The sequence below is a fragment of the Novosphingobium mississippiense genome, assembly GCF_044029535.1.
Classification (GTDB): Bacteria; Pseudomonadota; Alphaproteobacteria; order Sphingomonadales; family Sphingomonadaceae; genus Novosphingobium.
Genome location: NZ_CP147001.1, coordinates 3,198,089 through 3,221,824 on the forward strand (window position 1 = coordinate 3,198,089; position 23,736 = coordinate 3,221,824).

Annotated in this window: 19 protein-coding genes and 1 tRNA gene; 5 read left to right on the forward strand and 15 right to left on the reverse strand. The window is 66.5% G+C overall.

The genetic code is table 11. From position 1 onward, the window contains the following. Positions 1-64 precede the first annotated feature (64 nt). Together WBP06_RS15075 and WBP06_RS15080 are read left to right on the forward strand one after the other, a co-directional pair. On the forward strand, positions 65-1,648 hold the full coding sequence (locus WBP06_RS15075; protein ID WP_395329410.1) for an ATP-binding cassette domain-containing protein: 1,584 nt from the start codon (positions 65-67) through the stop codon (positions 1,646-1,648). Then, positions 1,645-3,231 carry an amino acid ABC transporter ATP-binding/permease protein gene (locus WBP06_RS15080; RefSeq protein WP_395329412.1) on the forward strand — a complete coding sequence of 529 codons (1,587 nt, stop codon included), beginning with the start codon at positions 1,645-1,647 and terminating at the stop codon, positions 3,229-3,231. The genes WBP06_RS15075 and WBP06_RS15080 overlap by 4 nt, the downstream gene beginning before the upstream one ends. Positions 3,232-3,235: 4 nt before the next feature. On the opposite strand, the gene WBP06_RS15085 is transcribed toward WBP06_RS15080, so the two are convergent. Both WBP06_RS15085 and WBP06_RS15090 read right to left on the reverse strand, forming a co-directional pair. Further along, positions 3,236-3,607: an ArsR/SmtB family transcription factor gene (locus WBP06_RS15085; protein WP_395329414.1), complete on the reverse strand. Its 372-nt coding sequence runs from the start codon at positions 3,605-3,607 to the stop codon at positions 3,236-3,238. A 1-nt stretch (position 3,608) separates the two neighbouring features. Next, positions 3,609-4,250 (reverse strand): peroxiredoxin, encoded by a 642-nt coding sequence (locus WBP06_RS15090; RefSeq protein WP_395329416.1) that lies wholly within the window; start codon positions 4,248-4,250, stop codon positions 3,609-3,611. A gap of 292 nt (positions 4,251-4,542) precedes the next feature. Between WBP06_RS15090 and WBP06_RS15095 the strand changes: the two genes are divergently transcribed. After that, positions 4,543-4,725 (forward strand): hypothetical protein, encoded by a 183-nt coding sequence (locus WBP06_RS15095; RefSeq protein ID WP_395329418.1) that lies wholly within the window; start codon positions 4,543-4,545, stop codon positions 4,723-4,725. 51 nt (positions 4,726-4,776) lie between these two features. Here WBP06_RS15095 and WBP06_RS15100 read toward each other — a convergent pair. The 7 genes from WBP06_RS15100 to pepN form a co-directional block, all read right to left on the reverse strand. After that, positions 4,777-4,850, reverse strand: a tRNA-Gly gene (locus WBP06_RS15100). Between the two features lie 105 nt (positions 4,851-4,955). Next, on the reverse strand, positions 4,956-5,492 hold the full coding sequence (locus WBP06_RS15105; protein ID WP_395329420.1) for an adenine phosphoribosyltransferase: 537 nt from the start codon (positions 5,490-5,492) through the stop codon (positions 4,956-4,958). A 91-nt stretch (positions 5,493-5,583) separates the two neighbouring features. Next, positions 5,584-6,396: a cytochrome c1 gene (locus tag WBP06_RS15110; protein WP_395329422.1), complete on the reverse strand. Its 813-nt coding sequence runs from the start codon at positions 6,394-6,396 to the stop codon at positions 5,584-5,586. A gap of 28 nt (positions 6,397-6,424) precedes the next feature. Beyond that, positions 6,425-7,723 carry a cytochrome bc complex cytochrome b subunit gene (locus WBP06_RS15115; protein WP_395329424.1) on the reverse strand — a complete coding sequence of 433 codons (1,299 nt, stop codon included), beginning with the start codon at positions 7,721-7,723 and terminating at the stop codon, positions 6,425-6,427. 23 nt (positions 7,724-7,746) lie between these two features. After that, positions 7,747-8,280: a ubiquinol-cytochrome c reductase iron-sulfur subunit gene (gene petA, locus WBP06_RS15120; RefSeq protein WP_395329426.1), complete on the reverse strand. Its 534-nt coding sequence runs from the start codon at positions 8,278-8,280 to the stop codon at positions 7,747-7,749. A 456-nt stretch (positions 8,281-8,736) separates the two neighbouring features. Next, the gene (gene pgeF / locus WBP06_RS15125; RefSeq protein ID WP_395334192.1) at positions 8,737-9,504 is read right to left on the reverse strand and encodes a peptidoglycan editing factor PgeF; all 768 of its coding nucleotides are present in this window, start codon (positions 9,502-9,504) and stop codon (positions 8,737-8,739) included. Positions 9,505-9,514: 10 nt separating this feature from the next. Next, positions 9,515-12,148, reverse strand: coding sequence for an aminopeptidase N (pepN, locus tag WBP06_RS15130; RefSeq protein ID WP_395329428.1), 2,634 nt, complete (start codon positions 12,146-12,148; stop codon positions 9,515-9,517). 84 nt (positions 12,149-12,232) lie between these two features. On the opposite strand from pepN, the gene WBP06_RS15135 reads away from it, so the two are divergent. After that, positions 12,233-13,081, forward strand: a complete 849-nt coding sequence (locus tag WBP06_RS15135) for an SDR family NAD(P)-dependent oxidoreductase (protein WP_395329430.1) — start codon at positions 12,233-12,235, stop codon at positions 13,079-13,081. Here WBP06_RS15135 and WBP06_RS15140 read toward each other — a convergent pair. Both WBP06_RS15140 and WBP06_RS15145 read right to left on the reverse strand, forming a co-directional pair. Further along, the gene (locus WBP06_RS15140) at positions 12,991-13,911 is read right to left on the reverse strand and encodes a DMT family transporter (RefSeq protein ID WP_395329432.1); all 921 of its coding nucleotides are present in this window, start codon (positions 13,909-13,911) and stop codon (positions 12,991-12,993) included. The genes WBP06_RS15135 and WBP06_RS15140 overlap by 91 nt on opposite strands. Beyond that, the gene (locus WBP06_RS15145; RefSeq protein ID WP_395329434.1) at positions 13,908-14,903 is read right to left on the reverse strand and encodes a threonine aldolase family protein; all 996 of its coding nucleotides are present in this window, start codon (positions 14,901-14,903) and stop codon (positions 13,908-13,910) included. Before WBP06_RS15145 ends, WBP06_RS15140 begins: the two co-directional genes overlap by 4 nt. A gap of 62 nt (positions 14,904-14,965) precedes the next feature. Between WBP06_RS15145 and WBP06_RS15150 the strand changes: the two genes are divergently transcribed. Next, complete coding sequence (locus WBP06_RS15150) at positions 14,966-15,256, forward strand: GNAT family N-acetyltransferase (RefSeq protein ID WP_395329436.1); 291 nt, start codon at positions 14,966-14,968, stop codon at positions 15,254-15,256. Between the two features lie 155 nt (positions 15,257-15,411). Here the strand turns inward: WBP06_RS15150 and WBP06_RS15155 are convergent, their stop codons facing one another. From WBP06_RS15155 to WBP06_RS15170, 4 genes are all read right to left on the reverse strand, one after another. Beyond that, the gene (locus WBP06_RS15155; protein ID WP_395329438.1) at positions 15,412-19,008 is read right to left on the reverse strand and encodes a hydantoinase B/oxoprolinase family protein; all 3,597 of its coding nucleotides are present in this window, start codon (positions 19,006-19,008) and stop codon (positions 15,412-15,414) included. Between the two features lie 248 nt (positions 19,009-19,256). Further along, positions 19,257-20,555 carry an amidohydrolase family protein gene (locus WBP06_RS15160; RefSeq protein WP_395329440.1) on the reverse strand — a complete coding sequence of 433 codons (1,299 nt, stop codon included), beginning with the start codon at positions 20,553-20,555 and terminating at the stop codon, positions 19,257-19,259. After that, the gene (locus tag WBP06_RS15165) at positions 20,552-21,937 is read right to left on the reverse strand and encodes an amidohydrolase (RefSeq protein ID WP_395329442.1); all 1,386 of its coding nucleotides are present in this window, start codon (positions 21,935-21,937) and stop codon (positions 20,552-20,554) included. The genes WBP06_RS15160 and WBP06_RS15165 overlap by 4 nt, the downstream gene beginning before the upstream one ends. A gap of 75 nt (positions 21,938-22,012) precedes the next feature. After that, a complete protein-coding gene (locus WBP06_RS15170; RefSeq protein WP_395329444.1) occupies positions 22,013-23,635 on the reverse strand; it encodes a peptide MFS transporter in 1,623 nt (540 codons plus the stop codon). Positions 23,636-23,736 lie beyond the last annotated feature (101 nt).

Below are 23,736 nucleotides of genomic sequence, written 5' to 3' on the forward strand. Positions count from 1 at the left end.
TCGTAGGGTCGCGTTAGGCTCGCCCCTTTGGGCTGTCAAACAATACTTACATGGTTTCCGTAATTTGATCTATGTCAAAACAACCGTGCCGTGGCTGGCCGACATCGCCGGCGCAGCGATCCTCTCCTGGGGATTGGCCAGCGGTGTTGGGCGGATCGCCGGACACGTGACTGGGCCGCTCGCCGCGTCCGCTGCCGGACCCGGCCCCCTGCTGCTGCCCGCCGCGTTCATGCTCGGCGGGGCGACCCTGCGTGCCGGCGCGGCTTTCGCCGTGGACCGGAATGCCGTCGGCACCGCTCTGGCCAAAGGCCGGGAACGCCGCCGCCGGTTGTGGCCCGCTCTCCTCGGAGGACCGCTGCCGGGCCCGCTAAGCACCGGGGAAAGCACCACACTTGCCATCGACCATAACACGGCAATCGCAAATCGCGATGTCAGGTATTCCCCTGTCCGCCTGAACGCCGTGATCGGGCCGCTGGTGGTTGCCGGCATCGTCGCCCCCGCCAGTTGGGTGGCCGCCGCGATCATGCTGGCGACGCTGCTGCCCTTCGTGCTCGGCTCGATCCTGGCCGGCACCGCCGCGCGCCGCGCGTCCGAACGCCAGCTGGCCGCCCTGTCCGCACTGTCCGGCCTGTTCGTCGACCGCGTGACCCACTTGCCGCTGATCCGCCACTACGGCGCCGAAGCGCGCATTTCGCAGCAAGTGCGCGAGGCGACCCGGCAAGTGGCGCAACGTACCGTGGCGGTGCTGCGCGCCGCCTTCCTGTCGAACGCGGTGCTGGAATTCTTCGCCGCACTGTCGATCGCGCTGGTCGCCGTCTACTGCGGCTTCTCGCTGCCCGGCCTGCTGCCGTTCCGCGCGCCGGAAACGCTGACGCTGGTTCCCGCCTTCTTCGTGCTGGCCATGGCGCCGGAATTCTACCTGCCGATGCGCCGCCTTGCCGCCGCCTATCATGAGAAGCAGCTTGGCGAAGCGGCCGAAGCCGCGCTCGCCCCCTACACGCAGCAAACGACCGAAGCCGCCGAGCCCGCCGGAAGTGACTTCCACGGGATTGAGGTAATCGGCCTGACACTTGCCTTTCCGGGCATCGCCGTGGGGCCGCTGAGCTTCGCGCTGGCCCGGCACGACCTCGTCGCGCTGACCGGCCCCACCGGCAGCGGCAAGACCAGCACGCTGGCCGCGATCGCCGGCCAACTTGCGCCCGCCGCCGGCCGCGTCGTCGGGTTGGACGGCAGCCCCCTGCCAAGCACAGCCATCGCCTGGGCCGCGCAGCGCCCGCTGCTGGTCACCGGCACGCTCGCCCGCAACCTTGCGCTGGCCGCTCCAAACGCAAGCGACAAGCAAATCCACGCCGTCGCCGAGCAGGTCGGCCTCGGCCCGCTGCTTGGCCGGCGGGGCGGCCTCGACATGGCCGTCGACCACGCCGGCTCCGGCCTCTCCGGCGGCGAACGTCGCCGCATCGGACTGGCTCGCGCCATTCTCTCGGGTCGCCCGCTGATGCTTTGCGATGAACCCACGGCCGACCTTGATGCCGCCTCCGCCGCCGCCATGATCGCGCTGCTGCAAAACCTTTCGCAATCGCGCTGCATTCTCGTCGCCACGCACGATTCCACGCTTGCGGCCGCCGCGCGGCAGGAGATCGCGCTATGAGCCGGCCCAACGACAATCCGCTCGCCATCGCCGGCCTCGCCCGTGGGCGCCTGCTTTTCGCCAGCCTCTGCGCCGGTTTCGCGGCCTTGGCCGCCATCGGCCTGCTCGGCATCTCCGGCTGGTTCCTGACCGGGGCGGCGATCGCCGGAGCTTCGGGAACCGTGGCGGTCGCCGCCTTCAACTACCTGATCCCCAGCGCGCTGATCCGTCTGCTCGCCATCGTCCGCACCATCGCCCGCTATGGCGAGCGGCTGCTTTCGCACAAAGTCGCGCTGGAAAGCATGGCCGACTTGCGCGGATCGCTGTTCGACAAGCTGGCCGCTCAGGACAGCCGCCGTGCGCTGGACACGTCGCCGGGCGAGGCCAGCAACCGCCTGATCGACGATGTCGCCGCGCTGGAAGACCTGGTGATCCGCGAACCGGCCCGCCATGCAGCAGTGGTTTCGGCAGCGGTGAGCCTGCTTGCGGCCCTGCTTGCGGGCATTCCGGCGCTGCTTTTCCTCGCGGCGATGCTGGCCGCCCTCCCCGCGCTGTTCGGCCGGGTATCCCGGGCGCTGACCCGCAAGCCGGCGAACGATGCCGCCGAAGCGCTGGGCGACTTGCGCCGCCACTACATCGAACTCGCCGCATCGCGTGCCGAGATCGCCGCCTATGGGCTGGCTGACCAAGCGCTGGCCGAACTCGAACCCATCGCCGACCGCCTTGACGCTGCCCGCTGCCGCCTGTTCCGCGCCGAGGCACTGCAAGGCGGATTGCTGACGGTCTACGGCGCCGTGGCCATGACCGGCGTGCTGCTGCTGGCGCAAGCGAGCGCCCCGATCGTCGCGCTCGCCATGCTGGCAACCGCCGCAGCGGTGGAAGCCATGGGCGGCTTCGCACGCAGCCTGCTCCGCCGCGCCTCGCTCGACGCCGGCCTGCGCCGGATCGCCGCACTCCAGGCGCTGGATCCGGCGCTCTCGCCACCAGAAACGGCGGAAGGCGCAGCGGAACTGAGCCTCGGCGCCCACCGCATCGCGCCGGGCGCCCGCGTCGCGCTCACCGGCCCTTCAGGATCGGGCAAGACCCGCGTGCTGCTGTCACTTGCGGGATGGCAGAAGCCCGCAGTTCCGCTGACCCTGGATGGTACCAGCGTCGATCAATGCCCCGCCCGCCATCTCGAAGCGCAATTCGCCCTCTCCCCGCAGGACGCGCCGATGCTGATCGGCACCGTGGCGGACAACCTCCGCCTCGCGCGCAAGGGAATCACCGAGGCCGAGATGTGGCAGGCGCTGGAGGTTGCCCAGCTTCGCGACCGCATCGCCAACAGCGAATGGGGCGTGGATACACCGCTTGGCGAAGCGGGCGGCACGTTTTCCGGCGGCGAACGCAAGCGCCTCTCGCTCGCGCGCGCGCTATTGACGGGTCGACCTTGGCTGCTGCTCGATGAGCCTACCGAAGGGCTGGACGCGAAGACCGAGGCGGCACTCGTCGCCAGGCTCGACGCCTGGCTGACACGCACGGGCAGCGGGCTGATCCTGGTCTCGCATCGCCAGGCGCCACTGAGCCTCTGCAACGCGCGCGTGGAAATCGCCTCACTGGCGTAAATGCTCAGCGCAGAACGCGCGCAAAACCAGCGGCACCGCCCTTGGTCGTGGGCGCCGGCTCCGCCTGATGGCCCGCCGGTTGCGATGTGCCGGCGGCCAACCCCGCCATGCCGTCGAGAAATCCGCTCAAGACACGCACGCGATCGCCATCCACGCGGTAGAACACCTGTTTGCCGGTCCGCTGCGACGTCACGAGTTCGGCCTTGCGCAGCACTGCAAGCTGCTGCGAGAGGCCCGGTTGACCAATGCCGGTCACCTCCTCGATCTCGCCCACCGAAAGCTCCGCGGCACGAACGGCGTGGAGAATTTGCAACCGCAGTGGATGCGCCAGCGCGCGCAGCAGTTCCGCAACGGCGTCAAGATCGTCCTCGCCCACCTCAGTCCCCTTTGCCCAACGGCGCGTAGAACCAGGCGGCCGGATCGGACGTCGCCAACGCCGCCGCCGCCGTATCCTCCGGCGCACGCAACAAGTCGTCGCCCGGCTGCCAGTCGGCCGGCGCCAGACCGCCACCGTCCCTCACCTCCTGAAGCGCCGCCAGCAGCCGCAACATTTCCGGGATCGAGCGCCCCACCGTCAGCGGATAGCTGTTCAGGGCCTGCAACACGCCTTCGGGATCGATGAAATAGGTCATCCGCACCGTGGCACTGTCCCGCGCGTCGGCACCGACCATGCCAAAGCCGCGTGCAATTTCCATCGTCGGATCCTCGATAATGGGAAACTCGATGGCGACACCGGTCGTGTCCCGGATCAGCCGGATCCAGGCGAGGTGCGAATAGAGACTGTCCACCGACAGGCCCACCAATCGACAATCGAGCGCCGCAAACTCCGGCACCGCGCGGGCAAGGGCCAAAACCTCACTGGTACAGACCGGCGTGAAATCGGCAGGATGCGAAAAGAGGATCAGCCAGCGCCCGCGATAGTCGTCGAGATCAAACGCCCCCTGCGTGCTGCGCGCGACAAACCGCGGAACCCGATCACCGATGCGCAACGGCTGCAGCAGGGTTTCCAGCGTTTCCACTCAATCCTCCATCCGCGCCCTGAGGCACAACGGCGCGAACGCTTACATGATTATCCGGTATCGTAAAGCATGGGACATCGAATCCGCCCCGATCTCGTCGCAGCGACAGCAATGAACCCAATTCATCATCTGAAACATCGTAACTGTTTTCGGATGACGCTTTCGGAAATGCGAAGCAATCTCGGCATGGCCGCGCCGGCAAGACACCTTCAGACAAATTGATGCGAGCACGGCAAAGACCTGCGACATCGGCAGAACAAAACCCCAGCCTCACCTTTTGGAAAGGGGCTCCATGGTCCGCCTTGTACCCGCCGCAGCCGCCATCGCGGCCTCATCCTCGCTCGCTTATGGCTTTGTTTCGACCGCGCATGAACCGATGCGCGCTTTGGGCGCGACGCGCGCGCCGATCATAATCGGCAACGACAAACCCGTTAATCTCGGCCGCATGATCATCACGGCAACGCCGCTGCCATGATCCTGCCCCGAGGCGGAGAACAGCTGCACATCTACAGAAAAGTTCGGCGGCTGGAGCGGGTAGCGGGAATCGAACCCGCATAGCCAGCTTGGAAGGCTGGAGCTTTACCACTAAGCTATACCCGCCCGCTCGACATCTGCCGATGGGGCTTGCGCCGCCAGAGGCAGGCGCTTGCCATGAGAAGCGGCGGCTCGTCAACGGTTCTCTTGTTAAAATTCGTGTGGAGAGCCTTAGTGCCCCTCAAACGAGAGCAGACCATCGGCTGCCACGCCTGCGGTTCTGAGGCGTTCGCCGCCGCCCAGTTCGAACAGGTCGATCGCGAAGAGGGCGTGGTCCACGCGGGCGCCGGCGCGGCGCAGCAGTTCGACCGCCGCCAGAGCCGTGCCGCCGGTTGCCAGCAGGTCATCCACCAGCACCACGTGCTGTCCATCGTGAACCGCGCCGGGGTCGACCTCCAGCGTATCGGTGCCGTATTCCAGCGCATAGTCGATGGCGATCACCGGGACGGGCAGCTTGCCGGGTTTGCGCACCGCCACGAAGCCCAGGCCAAGCCGGGCGGCGATGGCGGCGCCGAAGATGAAGCCGCGCGCTTCGATGCCGGCGATCGCTTCCGCCCCGGTCGCGGCGGCGCGCTCGGCCATCCGTTCCACGGCAGCGGTGAAGCCGGGGCCGTGGCCGATCAGCGTGGTGACGTCGCGGAACAGGATGCCCGGCTTGGGAAAGTCCGGCACGGTGCGGACGATCGCCTTGATCTCATCGAGTGTCATGGTCGATGGACCTAGCCGCTGCGGGTGACAAACGAAAGGCCCCGCCATCCCAAGGAATGGCGGGGCCTTCGATTCGCCGGATGAACCGGCCTCAGTGTTTCTTGCCGGCCCAGATGTTCCGGTAGGACATGTAACCCAGCACCGTGGCGAAGAGCAGGAAGCCCAGCACGGCCCAGCCGGTCTGCTTGCGCTTTTCCAGCTTCGGTTCGGCGGTCCAGACCAGGAAGGCGGCAACGTCGGTGGCCATCTGTTCCTTGGTCGCCTTGGTGCCGTCCGAATAGGTGACCTGGCCATCGGCGGTCAGCGGCGGCGGCATCGCGATGTTGAGGTTCGCGAAGTACGGGTTGTAGTGCAGGCCGTCCGGCACCTTGGCATCGGGGAACTTGCGCAGCAGTTCGGCGGGCTGGTCGCGATAGCCGGTGATCAGCGAGCGAACGTACTGCGGACCTTCATGACGCGCCTTGGTGATCAGCGAGAGGTCCGGCGGGCTGCCCTGGCCACCATAGACCACGGGCGGGAAGTAGTCGGTCGCGACGCCTTCGCGCGTGGCCACTTCTCCGGTGGCCGGGTTGTAGACCGGAACCTGGAAGCCCTTGGCGATCGCCTTCACTTCCGGCTGGCTGTAGCCCAGCGCGGCGAGATCGCGGAAGGCGACGTGGCGGATCGCGTGGCAGACCGAGCAGACTTCCTTGTAGACCTGGAAGCCGCGCTGCAGCTGCTGGCGGTCGAACTTGCCGAACGGGCCATCGCTGGCGAAGTGGTATTCCTCCGGCCCGATGTGGAATTCGTGTTCGGCCGTGGCCGCGGGCGGTTCGGTAAGTTCGGTATAGGCGCCCTTGCCGAAGGACCACGCCAGGGCGACCGTGAAGAACAGCCCGACGAGGATCGAGAGAATGCGTGCCATGTCTTTCGTCTTTCGTTCCAGCTGTTGATCAGGCTTCCAGCGCCGCGGCGGCGGGAGCGAGTTTGGCTTCTTCATCCGCGCCGAGGACAGCCTCGGTGATGGAGAAGGGCAGCGGGTCCGGCTTCTCGATGGCCGAGACGATCGGAATGATGATCAGGAAGTGCGCGAAGTAGTAGAGCCCCGCCAGCTGGCTGAGCATCACGTAGGGTTCTTGGGCCGGGGCGCCGCCGCAGTAGAACAGCACCGCCATGGCCGGGATCAGGCCGAAGAAGAAGAACTTGCGGTAGAGCGGGCGATAGGCGCCCGAACGCACCGGCGACTTGTCCAGCCAGGGCAGGAAGAACCATACCAGGATCGCGCCGAACATCGCCATCACGCCCATCAGCTTGGCGGGGATGAACAGGAAGTCCTGGGTGAAGGCGCGCAGGATCGCGTAGAACGGCCAGAAGTACCATTCGGGCACGATGTGCGCGGGCGTGCTCATCGGGTTGGCCGGAATGTAGTTGTCCGGGTGGCCGAGGTAGTTCGGGAAGAAGAACACCATCGCGCAGAACAGGATGGCGAATACGCCGATCGCCCAGCCGTCCTTGGCGACGTAGTAGGGGTAGAACGGAACTGTGTCGCTCTCGCTCTTCACTTCCACGCCGGTCGGGTTCGACGAGCCGGGGATGTGCAGTGCCCAGATATGCAGAATCACCACGCCCAGGATCACGAAGGGCAGCAGGAAGTGCAGCGAGAAGAAGCGGTTGAGCGCGGCATTGTCCGGCGCGAAGCCGCCCAGCAGCCACTGCTGCAACGGCTCACCCACGAAGGGAATGGCGCTGAACAAGCCGGTGATGACCTTGGCGCCCCAATAGCTCATCTGGCCCCAAGGCAGGACGTAGCCCATGAAGGCGGTGGCCATCATCAGCAGGAAGATCACGACGCCCAGCAGCCACACCATTTCGCGCGGGGCCTTGTACGAACCGTAGAAGAAACCGCGGAAGATGTGGATGTAGATGACGACGAAGAAGGCCGAGGCGCCATTGGCATGCGCATAGCGCATCAGCCAGCCCCAGTTCACGTCGCGCACGGTCTGTTCGATGGTGTCGAAGGCGACTTGCGTGTTGGCCGCATAGTGCATGGCCATGACCACGCCGGTCACGATCTGGAGGATGAGGCAAAGCCCCGCGAGGAAGCCGAAGTTCCAGAAATAGTTCAGGTTGCGCGGCACCTCGTAACCGCCGCCGACGGCGTTGTAGACGAGGCGCGGGATGGGGAGTTTTTCATCCATCCACTGCATGAAAGGGTGGCTCGGCTTGTATTCCTTGGCCCAGGGAAAGCTCATTTTCGTTATCCTCTCGCTTCGCCTCAGCCGATCTTGACGACCGTGTCACTGGAGAATTCGTAAGCCGGAACCTCAAGGTTCTTGGGCGCGGGGCCCTTACGGATACGGGCGGCGGTATCGTACGTGGAGCCGTGGCAGGGGCAGAAGTAGCCGCCGAACTCACCGCGCGGCTCGCCCTCGCCGGCACCGAGCGGAACGCAGCCCAGGTGGGTGCAGACGCCCATGGTGATCAGCCAGTTTTCCTTGCCTTCCTTGGTCCGTTCCTCAAGCGTCTGCGGATCGCGCAGGCTGGAAACGTCGACCTTGTTGGCTTCCTCGATCTCATGCGGGGTAAGGTTGCGGACGAAGACCGGCTGCTTGCGGAAAATCGCCTTGATCGCCTGCCCCGGCTGGATCGACGAGATGTCGACCTCCGTCGAGGAAGCGGCGAGAACGTCTGCCGAAGCGGACATCTGGCTGACGAGCGGAACGACCACCCCGACGCCTGCAACTCCCGCAGCGCTTACTGCGGCGATATTGATGAAATCGCGCCGGCGCACGCCGTCTGCCTCAGCCATGTTTGCCCTTGCCCTACAGTTATTGACTTGTTTTTATCGACAACCCGCCCCGGCGCAATCCGGAGGCGAGCCCAGATCCTGACCACTTTTATTTTAGCCTGGTATACCCCGTTAAGGGTCGCCCGATCCGAACACATCACTGTGTCTGCCCCGGACCGAATACCGACCTATCGGGCTGATATACACGAAAATCCGGCCTGCCAACCGCCTTTTTGGCAGGACGATGGCGCAGGCCATGCCCGCAAATTCAAGCGATAAGCCCCGGGCACGCAAACCGGGGAGAGAGCGGGCGCAGGGCAACGCAGGGGCGATCCATCGGGCGCGCCGCCGGGGGTAATCAATCCCCCCAGCGATCCGAATCCACTTGGAAAATGCCAGGACCGGCGTTTCCCGGCCAATGCCGCCCAGATCCGCCTTCAGCGGATTTCAGGGAAACGCCCGATTATCGATGGGTAATCAACGATTGGCAATCAGCGAGAACTGCCGGCCGTAATTCGCCTCTGCCAGATGCGTGGCGCGGCGAAACGAATAGAATCGCTCTGGCTGCACGTAAGTATCGAGGCCGAGCCGCTCCACCGCCGCAATCCCCGCCGCTTCGAGCCGGGCTGCGACATAGGCCTCCAGATCGAACTGCCAGTGCTCCGGCCGCCCCGGCGCAAAGAACCGGCCGTTATCGGACGACTGCGCCAGGAAGCGCTGGTGAAAGCCTTCGTCCACTTCGTAGGAGGTTGCCGCAATGCAGGGGCCGACTGCGGCGACGATCCGCGACGGCGCGGCGCCGAGCGATATCATCGCGGCGATAGTGCGATCGGTCACGCCGGCCACCGCGCCCTTCCAGCCCGCGTGCGCCGCGCCGACCACGCCGGCTTCGCGATCGGCCAGCAGGACCGGCGCGCAATCGGCGGTCAGCACGCCCAGCACCGCGCCGGGACGATCGGTGACGAGCGCATCGGCATGGGGGCGTACGTCGTCACCCCACACCGCGTCGCCCACCGTCACGCAATCGGCCGAATGGACCTGATAGACGCTGGCCAACCGGCCACCAGGTAGCACCGCCTCCACGGCGCGGCGCCGGTTCTCCGCAATCGCCACCGGGTCGTCGCCCGAACCGAGGCCGACGTTGAGGCCGGCAACGGCTCCGGTGCTCACGCCGCCACGGCGGCCGAGGAAGCCATGGGGAATGTCGTCCAGTACCCCGGCGCGGTTGACCTCCACCGCCTGCATGTCGACCGCCTCAGCCAAGACTTTTGCTCACCTGTTCGCGCACATCGCGCGAGAGGTCTGGCAGGGCCATGGTCTGTTCCAGTTCGGCGCGCATCATGGCGGCGCGTACCGGCTCGATCCGGCGCCAGCGGCCGAGATGAGGCACGAAACGCGCGGTGGTCTGCGGGTTGATCGGGTCCAGCCGGCGGATCAGATCACCGATCAGGCGATAGCCCTCGCCACTGGCATCGTGGAAGCCCTTGGCATTGACCGCCAGCGACATGAACAGCGCGCGGACGCGGTTCGGGTTGTGCAGCGTGAAGTCGGGATGCTCCGCCAGCGCGCGAACATGATCGAGCACTTGCGGATGGAAGCTGCTGGCCTGAAGCTGGAACCACTTGTCGATCACCAGGGCGTTGCCCTGATAGCGCTTGTGGAAATCCGCCAGCGCCTCCGCCCGTTCGGGACCGTCAAGATTGCACAGCACCGTGAGCGCGGATTGGCGGTCGGTCATGTTGTCGGCCGCGCGATACTGCGCGATGGCGCGGGCGGCGCCTTCGACGACATCGCCGGCGGCGATCAGGCCCAGCGCCTGCGCCTTGGCCTTGCGCGCGCCGCGGGCGGCGGCATCGCGGCCGTACGGCACGGCGGCGGCACGGTCGTGCAAGGTCTTGAGTTCGCTCGCCAGTTCGCCGCCCAGCCAGTGCTTCAGCGCCTCGCGCTCCTCATGAATGGCGTAAGGGTCGGCCACCAGCACCTGTTCGGAAAGGTAGGCCACCGTCGGCAGCATCATCAATTCGCCACGCATCAGGTCGTCAAGCGCCGCGTCCACGATCACCGCCGCGAAAGCCTTGCCGATGGCGGCACGACCGGCGGCGCGGTCCGCATCGGACAGGCCGCCGCCCACGGCGGCGACGAGGTGCTGGACGACCAGGCTCTGCATCGCCTCGTAACGCGCGAAGGGGTCGTCGTCGCGCGCGGCCAGGAACACCAGATCCTCGGGATCGCGCTCGAACTCGATGGCGACGGGGGCGGAGAAACCGCGATTGATCGACAGGACCGGCGGCCGCGCGAAACCGGGGAAGGTGAAACTGTCCTCGGCCTTGTCGAGCACGATCAGCCGCTCGCCCGCATGGGTGCCGCTATCCCGGTCGTAGAGCGCGATGCGCAGCGGGATCGGCATCGGCTGCTTGTCGGGCTGGCCGGGCGTGGCAGGCACGGTTTGCGCCAGGGTCAGCGTCGCGACATCGCCTTCATGCGTCAGCGAGACCGAGACTTGCGGGGTGCCCGCCTGCGAATACCACAGGCGGAACTGCGTGAGATCCAGCCCGGCGCCATCCTCGATCGCCTTGACGAAGTCCTCGCACGTCGCCGCTTCGCCATCGTGGCGGTCAAAGTACAGGTCGGTGCCGTTACGGAACCGTTCGGTGCCGGCCATGGTGCGCATCATGCGAATCACCTCGGCCCCCTTGTTGTAGACGGTGGCCGTGTAGAAGTTGCTGATTTCCTGATAGGAATCTGGCCGGATCGGATGCGCGAGCGGGCCCGAATCCTCCGGGAACTGGCCGCCGCGCAAGGTGCGCACATCCTCGATCCGCTTGACCGGCTCGCTGCCCATGTCGGCGCTGAACAACTGGTCGCGCAGGACGGTGAAGCCCTCCTTCAGCGAAAGCTGGAACCAGTCGCGGCAGGTCACGCGGTTGCCCGACCAGTTGTGGAAATATTCGTGGCCGATCACACTTTCGATGCCGTCGTAATCGGCATCGGTGGCGGTTTCCGGCTCGGCCAGGACGTAGCGGGTGTTGAAGACGTTGAGGCCCTTGTTCTCCATCGCGCCCATGTTGAAGTCCGACACGGCGACAACGTTGAACAGGTCAAGGTCGTACTCGCGCCCGAACGCGTCTTCGTCCCACTTCATCGAGTGGACCAGCGAATCCATCGCGTGCTGGGTGCGCTGCTCGTCCCCCGCGCGGACCCAGATGTTGAGATCGACCTTGCGGCCCGATCGCGTGGTGAACTGCGCGTGGTTGGCCACCAGATCGCCCGCCACCAGTGCGAACAGGTAGCTCGGCTTGGGCCAGGGATCGTGCCATTCGGCCCAGTGGCTGCCGTCCGCATTCTCGCCGGTGGCCGTGCAGTTGCCGTTGGAGAGCAGAATCGGGAACTGCGCTTTGTCGCCCGCCATGTGCACCGAATACGTGGAGAGCACGTCGGGGCGATCGGGGAAGAAGGTGATGCGGCGGAAACCCTCAGCCTCGCACTGGGTGCAGAGCATGCCGTTCGAGGCATAGAGGCCCATGAGCTGGCTGTTGCCCGCCGGATTGACGGCGGTTTCAACCTCGACCTGATGGGCGTCGCCCGAAAGCTCCACCAGCAAGTCCGGGCCATCGAGGCGCCAATCGTTCACCGCTTCGCCATCGACGCGCACGGCCAGCGGGGCGATCTGGTCGCCATTGAGGCGCAGCGTCGTGCCGCCCGTGCCCGCAGGATTGCGCTCCACGGAGAGCTTGGCCGTTACATGCGTGGCATCGATGCCCAGCCGGAAATCGAGCGCGATCGCCGGCACCAGCCATTCGGGCGGCTGGTAATCCTCGCGGTGGATCACCGGAGGCGTGGCAAGCGCAGGAGCGGCTTCGGGCGAGACGGCGTTGCTGGCAATGTCCATAGCCTTGGAGTTAGGGCCACAGCCTTGCGATTGCCAGCCATCCCGCTACGAATTCGCGGCGATTTTCGAGAGGAAGCGAAAGCCATGCCGCCCCGCCTATTCATCTTCGGCCTCGGCTACACCGCCAAGGCCATTGCCGCGCGGCTGACGCGGATGGGCTGGGAGGTGATCTCGACCGGGCGCGAAGGCACGCTTTCCTTCGAGGATGAGGGCAACGTGCGGCTGGCGCTGGCCGATGCCGATCATGTGCTGTCCTCCGTCCCGCCCGGCAGCGAGGGGCGCGGGGAGCCGCTCGATCCGGTGCTGGACCGCTATGGCGACGCACTGAAAGGCAAGGCGCTGTCCTACCTCTCCTCCACCGGCGTCTACGGCGATGCCGGCGGGGCGTGGGTCGACGAAAGCGCCCCCATCGGCACCGGCCGCCGCACATCCCGGGCCGAGGCGGATCAGGAATGGCTCTCACGGGGCGCACGGGTCTACCGGCTGCCCGGCATCTACGGCCCCGGCCGCTCGATGCTCGACCGCGTGCGCGAAGGCCGTGCGCATCGCATCGACCTGCCGGGGCAAGTGTTCAGCCGCGTGCATGTGGAGGACATCGCCTCGGGCGTGATCGCCGGCCTCAGGGCTCCGGACGGCGCCTACAACCTATCCGACGATCTGCCCTGCGCGCAGAACGCGGTGGTGGAGGAAGCCTGCCGCCTGGCCGGCCTGCCCTTCCCGCCGCTGCAATCGCTGGAAGAAGCGCAACTCTCCTCGATGGCCCGCGCGTTCTATGCCGAGAACCGCCGCGTCGCCAACGGCAAGGCGCGGCAGGTGCTCGGCTGGAAACCGCGCTTCGCGACTTATCGCGAGGGGCTGCGCGACATCAGCGCCACCACCAGGCCTACGGTCGCCAGCCCCGCGCCGGCGATCGCCAGCGGCGACCAGCGGTAGCCTTCGAACAGCGTCGAGATGAACATGGCGATCACGATCACCGCCACGCCGTTATAGGCCGCCTTGCCCGCGCCCAACTGGCGGATCAGCGTGTAATAGAGCGGGAAGGTCACCACCGAACCCAGGATCGCCAGATAGGCCGTGCCCATCCAGTAGCTCGCCTCGTGCGGGATCACCGGCGGGCCGGCAAAGATCAGCGCCAGAATCACGTCGCAGATCGTGCCGTAGAGCATCGCCCACGACAGCAGGCTGACCATCGGCAGCGCCTTGCCCGTATCGTTGGCCTGAATCACGTTCGAGACCGAAGCACAGAGCATAGCGATCAGTGCGAATACCGTGCCCAGCACCACCTTGCCGCCCAGCGGCGCCTCATGCGCCTCATGAAGCAGCAGCAGCGCAAGGCCGCCGATGGCAATCAGGCTGCCGATGGCGAAGCGCAAGGTGATCGGCTGCTTCAGCAGCACCCGCGCCAGAATCGCATTGGGCACCAGCAGCAGCCCGATCATGACCGCGACGATGCCCGAAGTCAGGTGCATCTCGGCCCGATAGACGAAGTTGTAATTGCCGCAGAACTGGGTGAGGCCCACCGCGAAGGCGAGCAATTGCCCCGCCTTGCCCAGCCTCAGGCTCTTGCGCATGGCAATCGCCACCAGGAACATCGCCGGCGTCGCCAGCGCAAAGCGCCACGCCACCGACCAACTAGCCGGGACCGCACCGATCTGGCCGGTGATGACGAACCAGGTCGATCCCCAGATGAGCGCCACCAGCAGAAACGGCAGCGCCACCGCCGGCTTCAGGAAGCTCGGCGCCGTGTCGGTTGCGGCGCTCACAGTGCGGCAATCGCGCGGGCGAGTGCCGTCACATGCTCACCGCGCGAATCCCATGCGGTAACCAGCCGGGCGGCATCGTCGCCCCAGTCGTAGAACTCGAAGCCCTGCGCCCGCAGCGCGGCACGCTCGGCCGCGGTGGAGGTGAGGAAGATCTCGTTCGCCTCGACTGGGTGCAGCAGGCGCCTGCCTGCAGAGGCTGCGATTTCGGCAGCGGCGGCGTTCGCGGCACGAGCGTTGTCGAGCCAGAGGTCACCCTCCAACATCGCCAGAATCTGCGCGGCCAGATAACGGCCCTTCGATTGCAGATGCCCCGCGCGCTTGCGGCGGAAGCGGACCTTGTCGGCCATGGCGGGATCGAAGAACACGATGGCCTCGGCGCTCATCGCGCCGTTCTTCACCATGCCGAAGCTCAGGGCATCGACGCCCAGCGCCGCATCGGCCGCATTGCCGCCCAGAAACGCCACGGCATTGGCGAACCGCGCGCCGTCCATGTGCAGGCCGAGACCCTTGCTTTTCACGAAGGCCGAGAGCGCCGCCAGTTCATCGGGCCGATAGACGCAGCCATATTCGCTGGCCTGCGTGATCGAGACGGCGTGGGGCTGAACCTGATGCACGCCGTCGCGGATCGGATCGATCACGCGGGCAATCGCCTCAGGCGCGATCTTCGCGCTTTCGCCATCGGCCAGCAGCAGCTTGGCGCCGTGGAGGTAGAACCCCGGCGCGCCGCCCTCATCCATCTCGATATGCGCCTCGCGGTGGCAGATCACCGCGCCATGCGGCTCGACCATCGCCGAAAGCGCCAGGCAGTTCGCCGCCGTCCCCGTCGCCACCCAAAGCGCCGCGCATTCGCGCCCGAACAGCGCGGAAAACCGTGTATCCAAGGCTTTGCTAAGGCCATCGCCATCGTACGGCGAATCGGGCTCATCGGCGGCCTTCATGGCATCCCAGACCCTCGGGTGGACCCGTGCGGCGTTGTCGGAAAGGAACTTCATGGCCATATGCCCTAAAGCGGACGCCATCCCCGTCAAGCAGACCTTTTCAGGAGAGCCCACATATGCTCGGCGTGACTATCACTGCCCATGAAAACGGAAATTCGGGCGAGTACATCGCCCATGTCGCCGACAGCGACGCCACTGGCCGCCTCACCTGGACCGAGCGCGACGGGGTTCGCTATGCCGAGCATACCTTGGTGCCGCCGGTGATCGGTGGGCGCGGCGTGGCGGCGCGACTGGTCGAGGCGATGGTGGCCGATGCGCGGGAGAACCATTTCAAGATCGGCCCGCTGTGCAGCTATGTGGACGTCGCGTTCCAGCGGCATCCGGAATGGGCGGATGTGAAGGCGTGAGCTGAGCTGAGCCGACGCACCACCTCCTCCACAAGAATTCCGTCGCCCCCGCGAAGGCGGGGGCCCAGCTTTCCCTAGGTGCCACCACAAGAAGGAAGCGGGATCCCCGCCTTCGCGGGGATGACGAGGTTGGGGTCAATGCGTGGGGCCCTGCTTTACTGAGGCTTCCCGAAGCCACCGCCACCCGGCGTCTCGATCACGAAGACATCACCCGGCGCCAACTGCGCCGTAGCGGTCGCGCCCAGTTTCTCGATCGAGCCATCCGCCCGCTCGATCCGGTTGCGTCCCGGCTCGCCCTCCGCGCCGCCGGACAGACCGAAGGGCGAGGTCTTGCGCCGCTGCGAGAGGATCCCCGCCTGCATCGGTTCCAGGAACCGCACCCGCCGGGTGGCGCCATCGCCGCCCTTGTGCGCGCCTGCACCGCCCGATCCGCGCCGGATCGAGAATTCCTCCAGCAACACCGGATAGTTGGTTTCCAGCACCTCGGGATCGGTGAGGCGGCTGTTGGTCATATGCGTCTGCACCACCGGCGTGCCGTCGAAGTCCGGACCGGCGCCGGATCCGCCCGAGATCGTCTCGTAATACTGGTAGCGGGCATTGCCGAAAGTGAAGTTGTTCATCGTCCCCTGCGAGGCCGCCATGGCGCCCAGCGCGCCGAACAGCGCATCGGTGATCGCCTGACTCGTCTCGACATTGCCTGCAACCACCGCTGCCGGCGCCTTGGGATAGAGCATCGAGCCTTCGGGCACGCGCAAGGTGATGGGCCGCAGGCAGCCCTCGTTCATCGGCACGGCATCGTCGATCAGCGTCCGCACCACATAGAGCACGGCCGCGCGAACCACCGGCAGCGGGGCATTGAAGTTGTCGGGCAGTTGGGCGCTGGTGCCGGCGAAGTCGATGGCCGCGCCACGCGCCGCACGGTCGATCTCGACGGAAACCGCGATCTCGGCGCCGTTGTCCATCGGCACGCGGAACTTGCCGTCCTGCAGCCGGTCGATCAGCGCACGGACGGCCTGTTCGGCATGGGCCTGCGCGTGGGCCATGTAGGCGTCCACCACCTCGCGCCCCTGCTCGCGCGCCACGCGGCGCAGCTCGGAAGCACCACGCTGGCAGGCCGCAAGCTGCGCGCGCAAGTCGGCAAGGTTCTGCTCGATCGCGCGCGAAGGATACGGGCCGGAGGCAAGCAGGTCACGCAACAGTTCTTCCTGCAGATCGCCGCGATCGACCAGCAGCACATTGTCGATCAACACGCCTTCCTCATCGAGCGAGCGCGAGCCCGGGGGCATCGATCCGGGGCTGATTCCACCGATATCGGCATGGTGCCCACGCGCGGCGACGAACCAGGCCGGAACCCCCTCGCCCTCGATAAATACCGGCATCACCACAGTAATATCGGGCAAGTGGGTGCCGCCATCGTAGGGCGCGTTCAAAACGTAGGCATCGCCGGGCAGGATACCCCGTCCGTCCTTCGCCTCGCCGCGCCGTTGGAGGATCGTGCGCACGCTCTCGCCCATCGAGCCCAGGTGAACCGGCATGTGCGGAGCATTGGCGACGAGATTGCCTGCGCGGTCGAACAACGCGCAGGAGAAGTCCAGCCGCTCGCGGATGTTCACCGAACTGGCCGAGTGCTGGAGCGCTGCGCCCATTTCCTCGGCGATCGCCATAAACAGCGCGCCCATGATTTCGAGGCGCACGGGATCGCATTCGGTCGAGAGCGCGGCCGAGACCTGCTGTGCAGCCTCGCGCGTGAGGATCAGGTTGCCGACATGATCCACCCGCACCCGCCAGCCGGGTTCGACGACGGTGGTGGAGACATCATCCACCACCAGCAGCGGGCCATCGGCCGTGAATCCCTCAGCCAGCCCCTCGCGCAAATAGAGCGGCACGCGATGACGGGTGCCTTGCGTCCAGAGATCGACCTGTTCGGCCGCCGGCGCGGACTCGGCAGGCAGCACCAGCGTGCCGCCGCCGCCAGAATGGCCCGCGTAAACGGCCTCCACCCGCAGCGTCTCGCCGATAAGCTGCTCGCCCGCACCGAAGCCGAAGCGCTGGTGCCAGCCCTCGCGGAAGGCTTCGCGCATCATGTCCAACGAACGCACCGACACTTCGATGGCGTTGTCGCTGCCCTTGGGCCGCACGGCCAGCGCCGCCTCGATCACGATCTCTTCCGGCGCGATGCCCTGCGCGGCAAGCGCCTTGCGCGCCTCTTCGCCCAATGCGGCAACGGCGGCATCGAGTGACGTCATGGCGTCACCGTCCAGTGGCAGCGCCAAGGTGCGCTGCCGCAGCATCCGCCGGTCCGCGAGGCCCATGCCATAGGCCGACAGCACCGAGGCGAGCGGGTGGCACAACACGCTCGTCACCCCCAACGCATCCGCCACCTTGCAGGCGTGCTGTCCGCCGGCGCCGCCGAAGGTCACCAGCGCCGCGCGGGTCATGTCATGGCCGCGCCGCAGCGAGACGGTCTTGATCGCATTGGCCATGTTGGCGACGGCGATTTCCAGGAAACCTTCCGCCGCCTGCTCACGCGTCAGTTCGCGGCCGGTGGCGGCGCGGACTTCGGCCAGCACTTCGTCCATCCGCGCTTCGGCCGCCGCCAGGTCGAGCGGTTCGTCGCCCTCGGGCCCGAAGACATGCGGGAAATGCTCGGGGCGCAGCTTGCCGAGCAGCAGGTTGCAATCGGTCACCGCCAGCGGGCCGCCGCGTCGGTAGCAGGCCGGTCCGGGCACCGCGCCAGCACTCTCCGGGCCGACGAGGAAGCGGGCCCCATCGAAGCGGCAGATCGATCCGCCGCCCGCCGCCACCGTTTCGATCCGCATCATCGGCACGCGCACGCGAGCGCCGGCCACGCGCGTCTCACTGTCACGCTCATAGGCGCCGGCATAGTGCGATACGTCGGTGGAAGTGCCGCCCATGTCGAAACCAAGCACGTGATCGAACCCGGCCTCCTTCGCGATGGCCGCCATGCCGACGATGCCACCGGCCGGGCCGGACAGGATCGCGTCCTTGCCGGCAAAGGCGTCGCCCGTGGTCAGGCCGCCGCTGGATTGCATGTAGAGCGCCGAAACTTTCGGCCCAAGGCCAGATTCCAGCCCGGCGACATAGCGCGCCAGCACCGGCGAGAGGTTGGCATCCACCACCGTGGTGTCGCCGCGCGCGATCAACTTGATCAGCGGCGCGACTTCGTGGCTGACCGAGACCTGGGTGAAGCCGATCTCCCGCGCGAGCTGGGCCAGTGCCGCCTCGTGCGCGGGATGGCGATAGCCATGCATCAGCACCACCGCCACGGCCCGCAGGCCCGCGTCGAAGTAGTGTTGCAGACCCTCACGCGCCGCATCGACATCGAGCGCGCGGTGCACGGTGCCGTCCGCGCCGATACGCTCGTCGATTTCCAGCACGGCGGCGTTCAGCGGTTCGGGCAGGACGATATGGCGCGCGAAGATGTCCGGCCGCTCCTGCGTGCCGATCTTCAGCGCATCGCCGAAACCGCGCGTGATCGCCAACAGCACCGGCTCACCCTTGCCTTCGAGCAGGGCATTGGTGGCGACGGTGGTGCCAAGGCGGAGTTCGGCCTCCGGTAGCTCACCCTCCGCCGTGCCGGTCAGCCGCCGCATCGCCTCCACGGCGGCATCGTCATAGCGGCCGGGATCTTCGGAAAGCAGCTTCAGCCGCTCGAACCGACCATCGGGCGCGCGTGCGACCACGTCGGTAAAGGTGCCACCACGATCGACCCAGAATTGCCACTTGTTCATGGCGCTCTTCATGGCCGGGGCAGGCGGGAGAGGGAAGGCGAAATGGAGAAAAGATACGAGTGTCAGGTTCGCGCGATGCCTGCGACGAGCGAGACATCAAACTTCGTCGCCCCCGCGAAGGCGGGGGCCCCGCTTCCTTTTTCCGAGCGCGCAAGAAAAGCGGGATCCCCGCCTTCGCGGGGATGACGGAGATTTGGATGTGGGGTTAGGTGCCGGATGAATTCCATCCCGCGCCCAACCCGGATCGCTTACCAGTCGTAGGCCTTGGGCAAATAGGTCCGATCAAGGCTCTTGTAGCGCTGCTTCAAACGGCTCTGGTGGTTGTCCAGCGGCTGCTTGACGCCATCGATGAACACCTCGGTCGGGGCCGAGGACAGTTCCAGCGGATCGCCGTCCCAGATCACCACGTCGCCCACCGCGCCGGGGGCCAGCACGCCCTCTTTTCCGCCCATGCCGCTGATCTCGGCCGGGACCGAGGTGATGGCCGCGAAGGCTTCTCCCCAGGTCAGCCCCGCCGCTCCCGGCAGCTTGGCGAGGGCGACGAGGTTGCCGGCCTCCTGCGGTGCATAGCGCGGCTGGTTAGAGGTGTTGAACATGCCGATGGCGACCTTCACGCCCGCCTTCTTCATGCGCCCGACGTTGGACTGCGTGGCGGCCAGCGCTTCGAACGCGGAAGGCAGGTCGCGCAGCGGCATCGTGATCACCGGCACTTTGGCGGCGGCGATATCGGCGGCGACCAGCCAGCCCTCGGTCGCGCCGACCAGCACCAGATCGAGCTTGGGAAACTCGGTCTTGAGCGCCAGCACGCTGCGAATGTCGGATGCCCGCTCCACACCAACGTAGAGCGGCTGGCGACCGTCAATCACTTGTGCCAGCGCCACCGCATCGACGCGGGTGAGCAGTGCATCCGGGCTGCGCGCCGCGTTGGGCGAAGCCGCCACCTCGCGCGCCTCACGCAAGGCGTTGCGCAGCGCGACATGGGCCGCCACGCGGCTGCCGCCGGCCAGCTTCGCACCCGCCTCCCCCAGTTCGACGAACTGGAAAGCGCGCGCCTTGGTCACCGCATTGGGATCGGCGCCAAGGTCGATCACCGCGCCCTGCCCGGCGAAGATCGAATGGCCGTTGTAGGGCGAGACGCTGGCGCGGGTGACGCCGCCTTCGCGGCTGATGGCGATATGCTCGCTGTTCGGATTGACCGCCGGGCTGACGTCCAGCGCGGCGTTGAACGGCGAATCCTCGGCTTCGGTATCGTTGCTGTTGGCAACGCCTTCGACGTCGAGCAGGCCAAGATCGGTGACGGCGGCGAAGAGGCCCGGGGTCACCCACTTGCCGGTGCCGTCGATGCTCTGGACGCCGGCGGGAACGGCTACGCCAGCCCCGGCCGCGACCACCTTGCCCGCGCGCACGACGACGGTGCCATGCTCGATCGGGGCGCTGCCGTCACCGGTGGCGACGGTGGCGTTGGTGATCGCGAAGTCCTGCGCGAAAGCAGCGGAGGGAAGGGCAACAGCCGCGAGCGCCGCGGCGATGATGGCACGGCGGCTCATTTCACGTCTCCTTCACCGGCCTGCCCAAGTTCGAAATCGCTCACCGGGCGGCGCTTGGCGTCCAGCGCGTCGAACATCAGGGCACCGTCGATCCACACCTTCTCCGGGCGCGAATAGACCGAGAGCGGGTTGCCGTTCCACAGCACCACATCAGCCATCTTGCCGGTTTCCAGGCTGCCGGTCTTCTCGCCGATGCCCATGGCCTTGGCGGCGTTGTAGGTGAACCAGCCCACCACCTTGGCATCGGGAATGTCGATGCCGATGCGGCGGCCATCGGCCTGCGCCTTGGCGGCTTCCTGATTCAGACGCTGGATGCCGTTCTCGTCGTCCGAGTGGATCACCACGCAGGTGCCGGAATTGGCCAGCAGCGCGGCGTTTTCGGGAATGGCGTCGTAGGCTTCCATCTTGAAGCCGTACCAGTCTGCCCAGACGGCAGCGCAGATGTCGTTTTCGCGCAGCACGTCGGCGATCTTGTAGGCTTCGACGGCGTGGTGGAAGGCGGCGACCTTGTAGCCCATTTCCTTGGCCATATCGATCACCTGCGCCATCTCGTCCGCGCGGTAGCAGTGGTTCTGGACCAGGATCTCGCCCTTCAGCACACCTTCCAGCGTGTCCTTGCCCAGATCCCGCTCCGAATGGTCGCCATCCATGTACTGGCGTGCGTCGATCCAGGCCTGACGGTCGACCGAGAAGTTGCCCATGCGGGTGGAGGGCTTCTGCCCCTTGCTGCCGTAGACGCGCTTGGGATTTTCGCCGCAGGCCATCTTCAGCGCATAGGGCGCACCGGGAAACTTCATGCCCTGCACGGTGATGCTGGGCACGTTCTTCAGCGTGACGGTGCGTCCGCCCATCAGGTTGCCCGAGCCGGGCAGGATTTCCAGCGTCGTGACGCCGCCATTGGCCAGCGCGCGGGTGAAGCCGGGATCCTGCGGCCAGACCGAGTGTTCGGCCCAGACGTCGGGCGTGGTCGGGCTGGTCATCTCATTGCCGTCCGACAGCGCATCGACCGAGGGCGAGGGATAGACGCCAAGGTGCGAGTGGATGTCGATCACGCCGGGGGTGACGAACTTTCCGGTGCCGTCGATCCGGGTGTAGCCGTCCGGGATCGCCATGCCGGCAGCGCCGATCGCCACCAGCTTGCCGTCCTTGAACAGCACCACGCCGTTGTCGATGCGGCCGCCGCGCCCGTCATAGACGGTGGCGCCGACGAGGGCGGTCGGCGTGCCGGGATAGGCCTTGTAGGTGGAAGGATAAGGATCGGCGACGATGGGCGCCGGCTTCTTGTCCTGCTTCTTGGCGTCCGCGCTGTTGGCGCTGAACGCCAGCGCCGTGCCCAGCACGAGCAGCGACGTCCAGCGCCGCAATCCCGGCGTTTTGGTCATGTGGAATCCCCTGTCTTGAAGCGTATTCGTGAAACCGGCCCGGAAACCTTGGTTTCCGGGCCGGTGATTTTCAATTCAGTTCGGCTTGAGCGTTGGGTGGATGCCCGCTTCCTGCGCCTCCAGCCCGAACTCGGAGGCGCCCTCCAGTTCGATGTCCTTCAGCGTGTCCATGTGCATCCAGCGCTTCACAAGGCGCGCGACCAGGATGACGGCGACGCCGATGCCCACGACCCACCAGCCGATGGTGCCGTAGATCGCGACGGTGCCCTCACGCGTCATCGCGCCATGTTCGCCGCCGGTCGCCTGGCCGATCATGCCGGCCACGAAGTTGCCACCGGCAGTGGCGAAGAACCACGCGCCCATGATGAAGCTGGCAAGGTGGCGGGGAGCAAGGCGGTTCATCGCGCTGAGGCCCACCGGCGACAGGCACAGCTCACCCAGCGTGTGGAACCAGTAGATCAGGAAGATGAAGAACACGCCGACCTTGGCGCCCTGCCCGGCAACGGCGTCACCCCAGACCAGCGACACGAAGCCGAGGCCCACGAGCACGAGGCCGAAACCGAACTTCGCCGGTGCCGAAGGCTCCACCTGCTTGCGGCCGAGCGAGCGCCACAGCCATGCCAGGATCGGCGCGAAAGTGACGATGAAGATCGGGTTGACCGCCTGGAACAGCGAGGTGGGCACGCCGCCACGCTCCACGAAGCGATCGGTGAACAGCGAGAGCGAGCCACCGGCCTGTTCGAACAGGCCCCAGAAGATCGGCTGGAAGGCCAGCAGGAAGATGATCGCGAAGATGCGCTCACGCGGTTCCTTGGGCATGCGGAATGCTTCGACCAGCAGGTAGCCCAGCAGCGCCACGGCAGAGATCAGCAGCAGCGTGCCGACCACGGCCTGGAACTGGATCAGCGCCCAGAGCACCGCGACCGAGGCCGTGCCCATGGCGTAAAGCGACCATTCGCGCTTCTTCGCAAGCGGCGCCGGCGGTTCGCCGCGGCCATTGAGCGCAGGCTTGCCGACCATGAAGATGATCAGGCCCAGCACCATGCCGATGCCGGCCAGGCCGAAGCCGTAGCCCCAGCCGATCGTCTCGCCCAGGTAACCGACCAGGATCGTGCCCAGCGCCGCGCCCGAGTTGATGCCCATGTAGAACAGCGAATAGGCGCCATCGCGACGCTCATCAGTCAGCTTGTAGAGCTGGCCGACGATCACCGAGATGTTGGCCTTCAGGAAGCCGGAGCCGACGATGATGAAGGCCAGGGCCAGCCAGAACACGTTGATCGTGGGATCGCTCTGCCCGCCGGTGCCCTCGAACGCCATCAACACGTGGCCGAAGGCCAGCAGTACGCCGCCGAACAGCACGGCCTTGCGCTGGCCAAGGTAGCGGTCGGCCAGATAGCCGCCCAGCACGGGGGTGATGTAGACCAGGCTGGTATAGGCGCCGTAGATCAGGTTCGCCTTGCCGTCATCAAACAGCCAATGTTTGGTGAGATAGAGGATGAGCAGGGCGCGCATCCCGTAGTACGAGAAGCGTTCCCACATTTCCGTGTAGAAAAGCACGAAAAGACCGCGCGGGTGGCCAACCACTTCCTGGCTCTTGCGCGAGGCGATGACGCCGCCGATCGCCAATATGGCGAACAGCAGGATCGCGCCGATCGCGCCGACCCAGTCCCCCTCGTTCCAGGTTCCGATATCTTTCATGCGTCCTCTTGTGCTTCGTTCACGCCGACCCGTGGCGCCAAATGCGGGGACGTTAACGGGCAAATTCGCGCTGTAAATGGGCGAGAGGCGCAAGGAACCGC

What these genes read in the sequence shown, in the direction of transcription:
- WBP06_RS15080 (WP_395329412.1), top strand. Translation starts at nt 1,645, where the DNA reads ATGAGCCGGCCCAACGACAATCCGCTCGCCATCGCCGGCCTCGCCCGT.
- WBP06_RS15095 (WP_395329418.1), top strand. Translation starts at nt 4,543, where the DNA reads ATGGTCCGCCTTGTACCCGCCGCAGCCGCCATCGCGGCCTCATCCTCG.
- WBP06_RS15105 (WP_395329420.1), bottom strand. Translation starts at nt 5,492, where the DNA reads ATGACACTCGATGAGATCAAGGCGATCGTCCGCACCGTGCCGGACTTT.
- WBP06_RS15110 (WP_395329422.1), bottom strand. Translation starts at nt 6,396, where the DNA reads ATGGCACGCATTCTCTCGATCCTCGTCGGGCTGTTCTTCACGGTCGCC.
- WBP06_RS15115 (WP_395329424.1), bottom strand. Translation starts at nt 7,723, where the DNA reads ATGAGCTTTCCCTGGGCCAAGGAATACAAGCCGAGCCACCCTTTCATG.
- petA (WP_395329426.1), bottom strand. Translation starts at nt 8,280, where the DNA reads ATGGCTGAGGCAGACGGCGTGCGCCGGCGCGATTTCATCAATATCGCC.
- pgeF (WP_395334192.1), bottom strand. Translation starts at nt 9,504, where the DNA reads ATGCAGGCGGTGGAGGTCAACCGCGCCGGGGTACTGGACGACATTCCC.
- pepN (WP_395329428.1), bottom strand. Translation starts at nt 12,148, where the DNA reads ATGGACATTGCCAGCAACGCCGTCTCGCCCGAAGCCGCTCCTGCGCTT.
- WBP06_RS15135 (WP_395329430.1), top strand. Translation starts at nt 12,233, where the DNA reads ATGCCGCCCCGCCTATTCATCTTCGGCCTCGGCTACACCGCCAAGGCC.
- WBP06_RS15145 (WP_395329434.1), bottom strand. Translation starts at nt 14,903, where the DNA reads ATGAAGTTCCTTTCCGACAACGCCGCACGGGTCCACCCGAGGGTCTGG.
- WBP06_RS15150 (WP_395329436.1), top strand. Translation starts at nt 14,966, where the DNA reads ATGCTCGGCGTGACTATCACTGCCCATGAAAACGGAAATTCGGGCGAG.
- WBP06_RS15155 (WP_395329438.1), bottom strand. Translation starts at nt 19,008, where the DNA reads ATGAACAAGTGGCAATTCTGGGTCGATCGTGGTGGCACCTTTACCGAC.
- WBP06_RS15160 (WP_395329440.1), bottom strand. Translation starts at nt 20,555, where the DNA reads ATGAGCCGCCGTGCCATCATCGCCGCGGCGCTCGCGGCTGTTGCCCTT.
- WBP06_RS15165 (WP_395329442.1), bottom strand. Translation starts at nt 21,937, where the DNA reads ATGACCAAAACGCCGGGATTGCGGCGCTGGACGTCGCTGCTCGTGCTG.
- WBP06_RS15170 (WP_395329444.1), bottom strand. Translation starts at nt 23,635, where the DNA reads ATGAAAGATATCGGAACCTGGAACGAGGGGGACTGGGTCGGCGCGATC.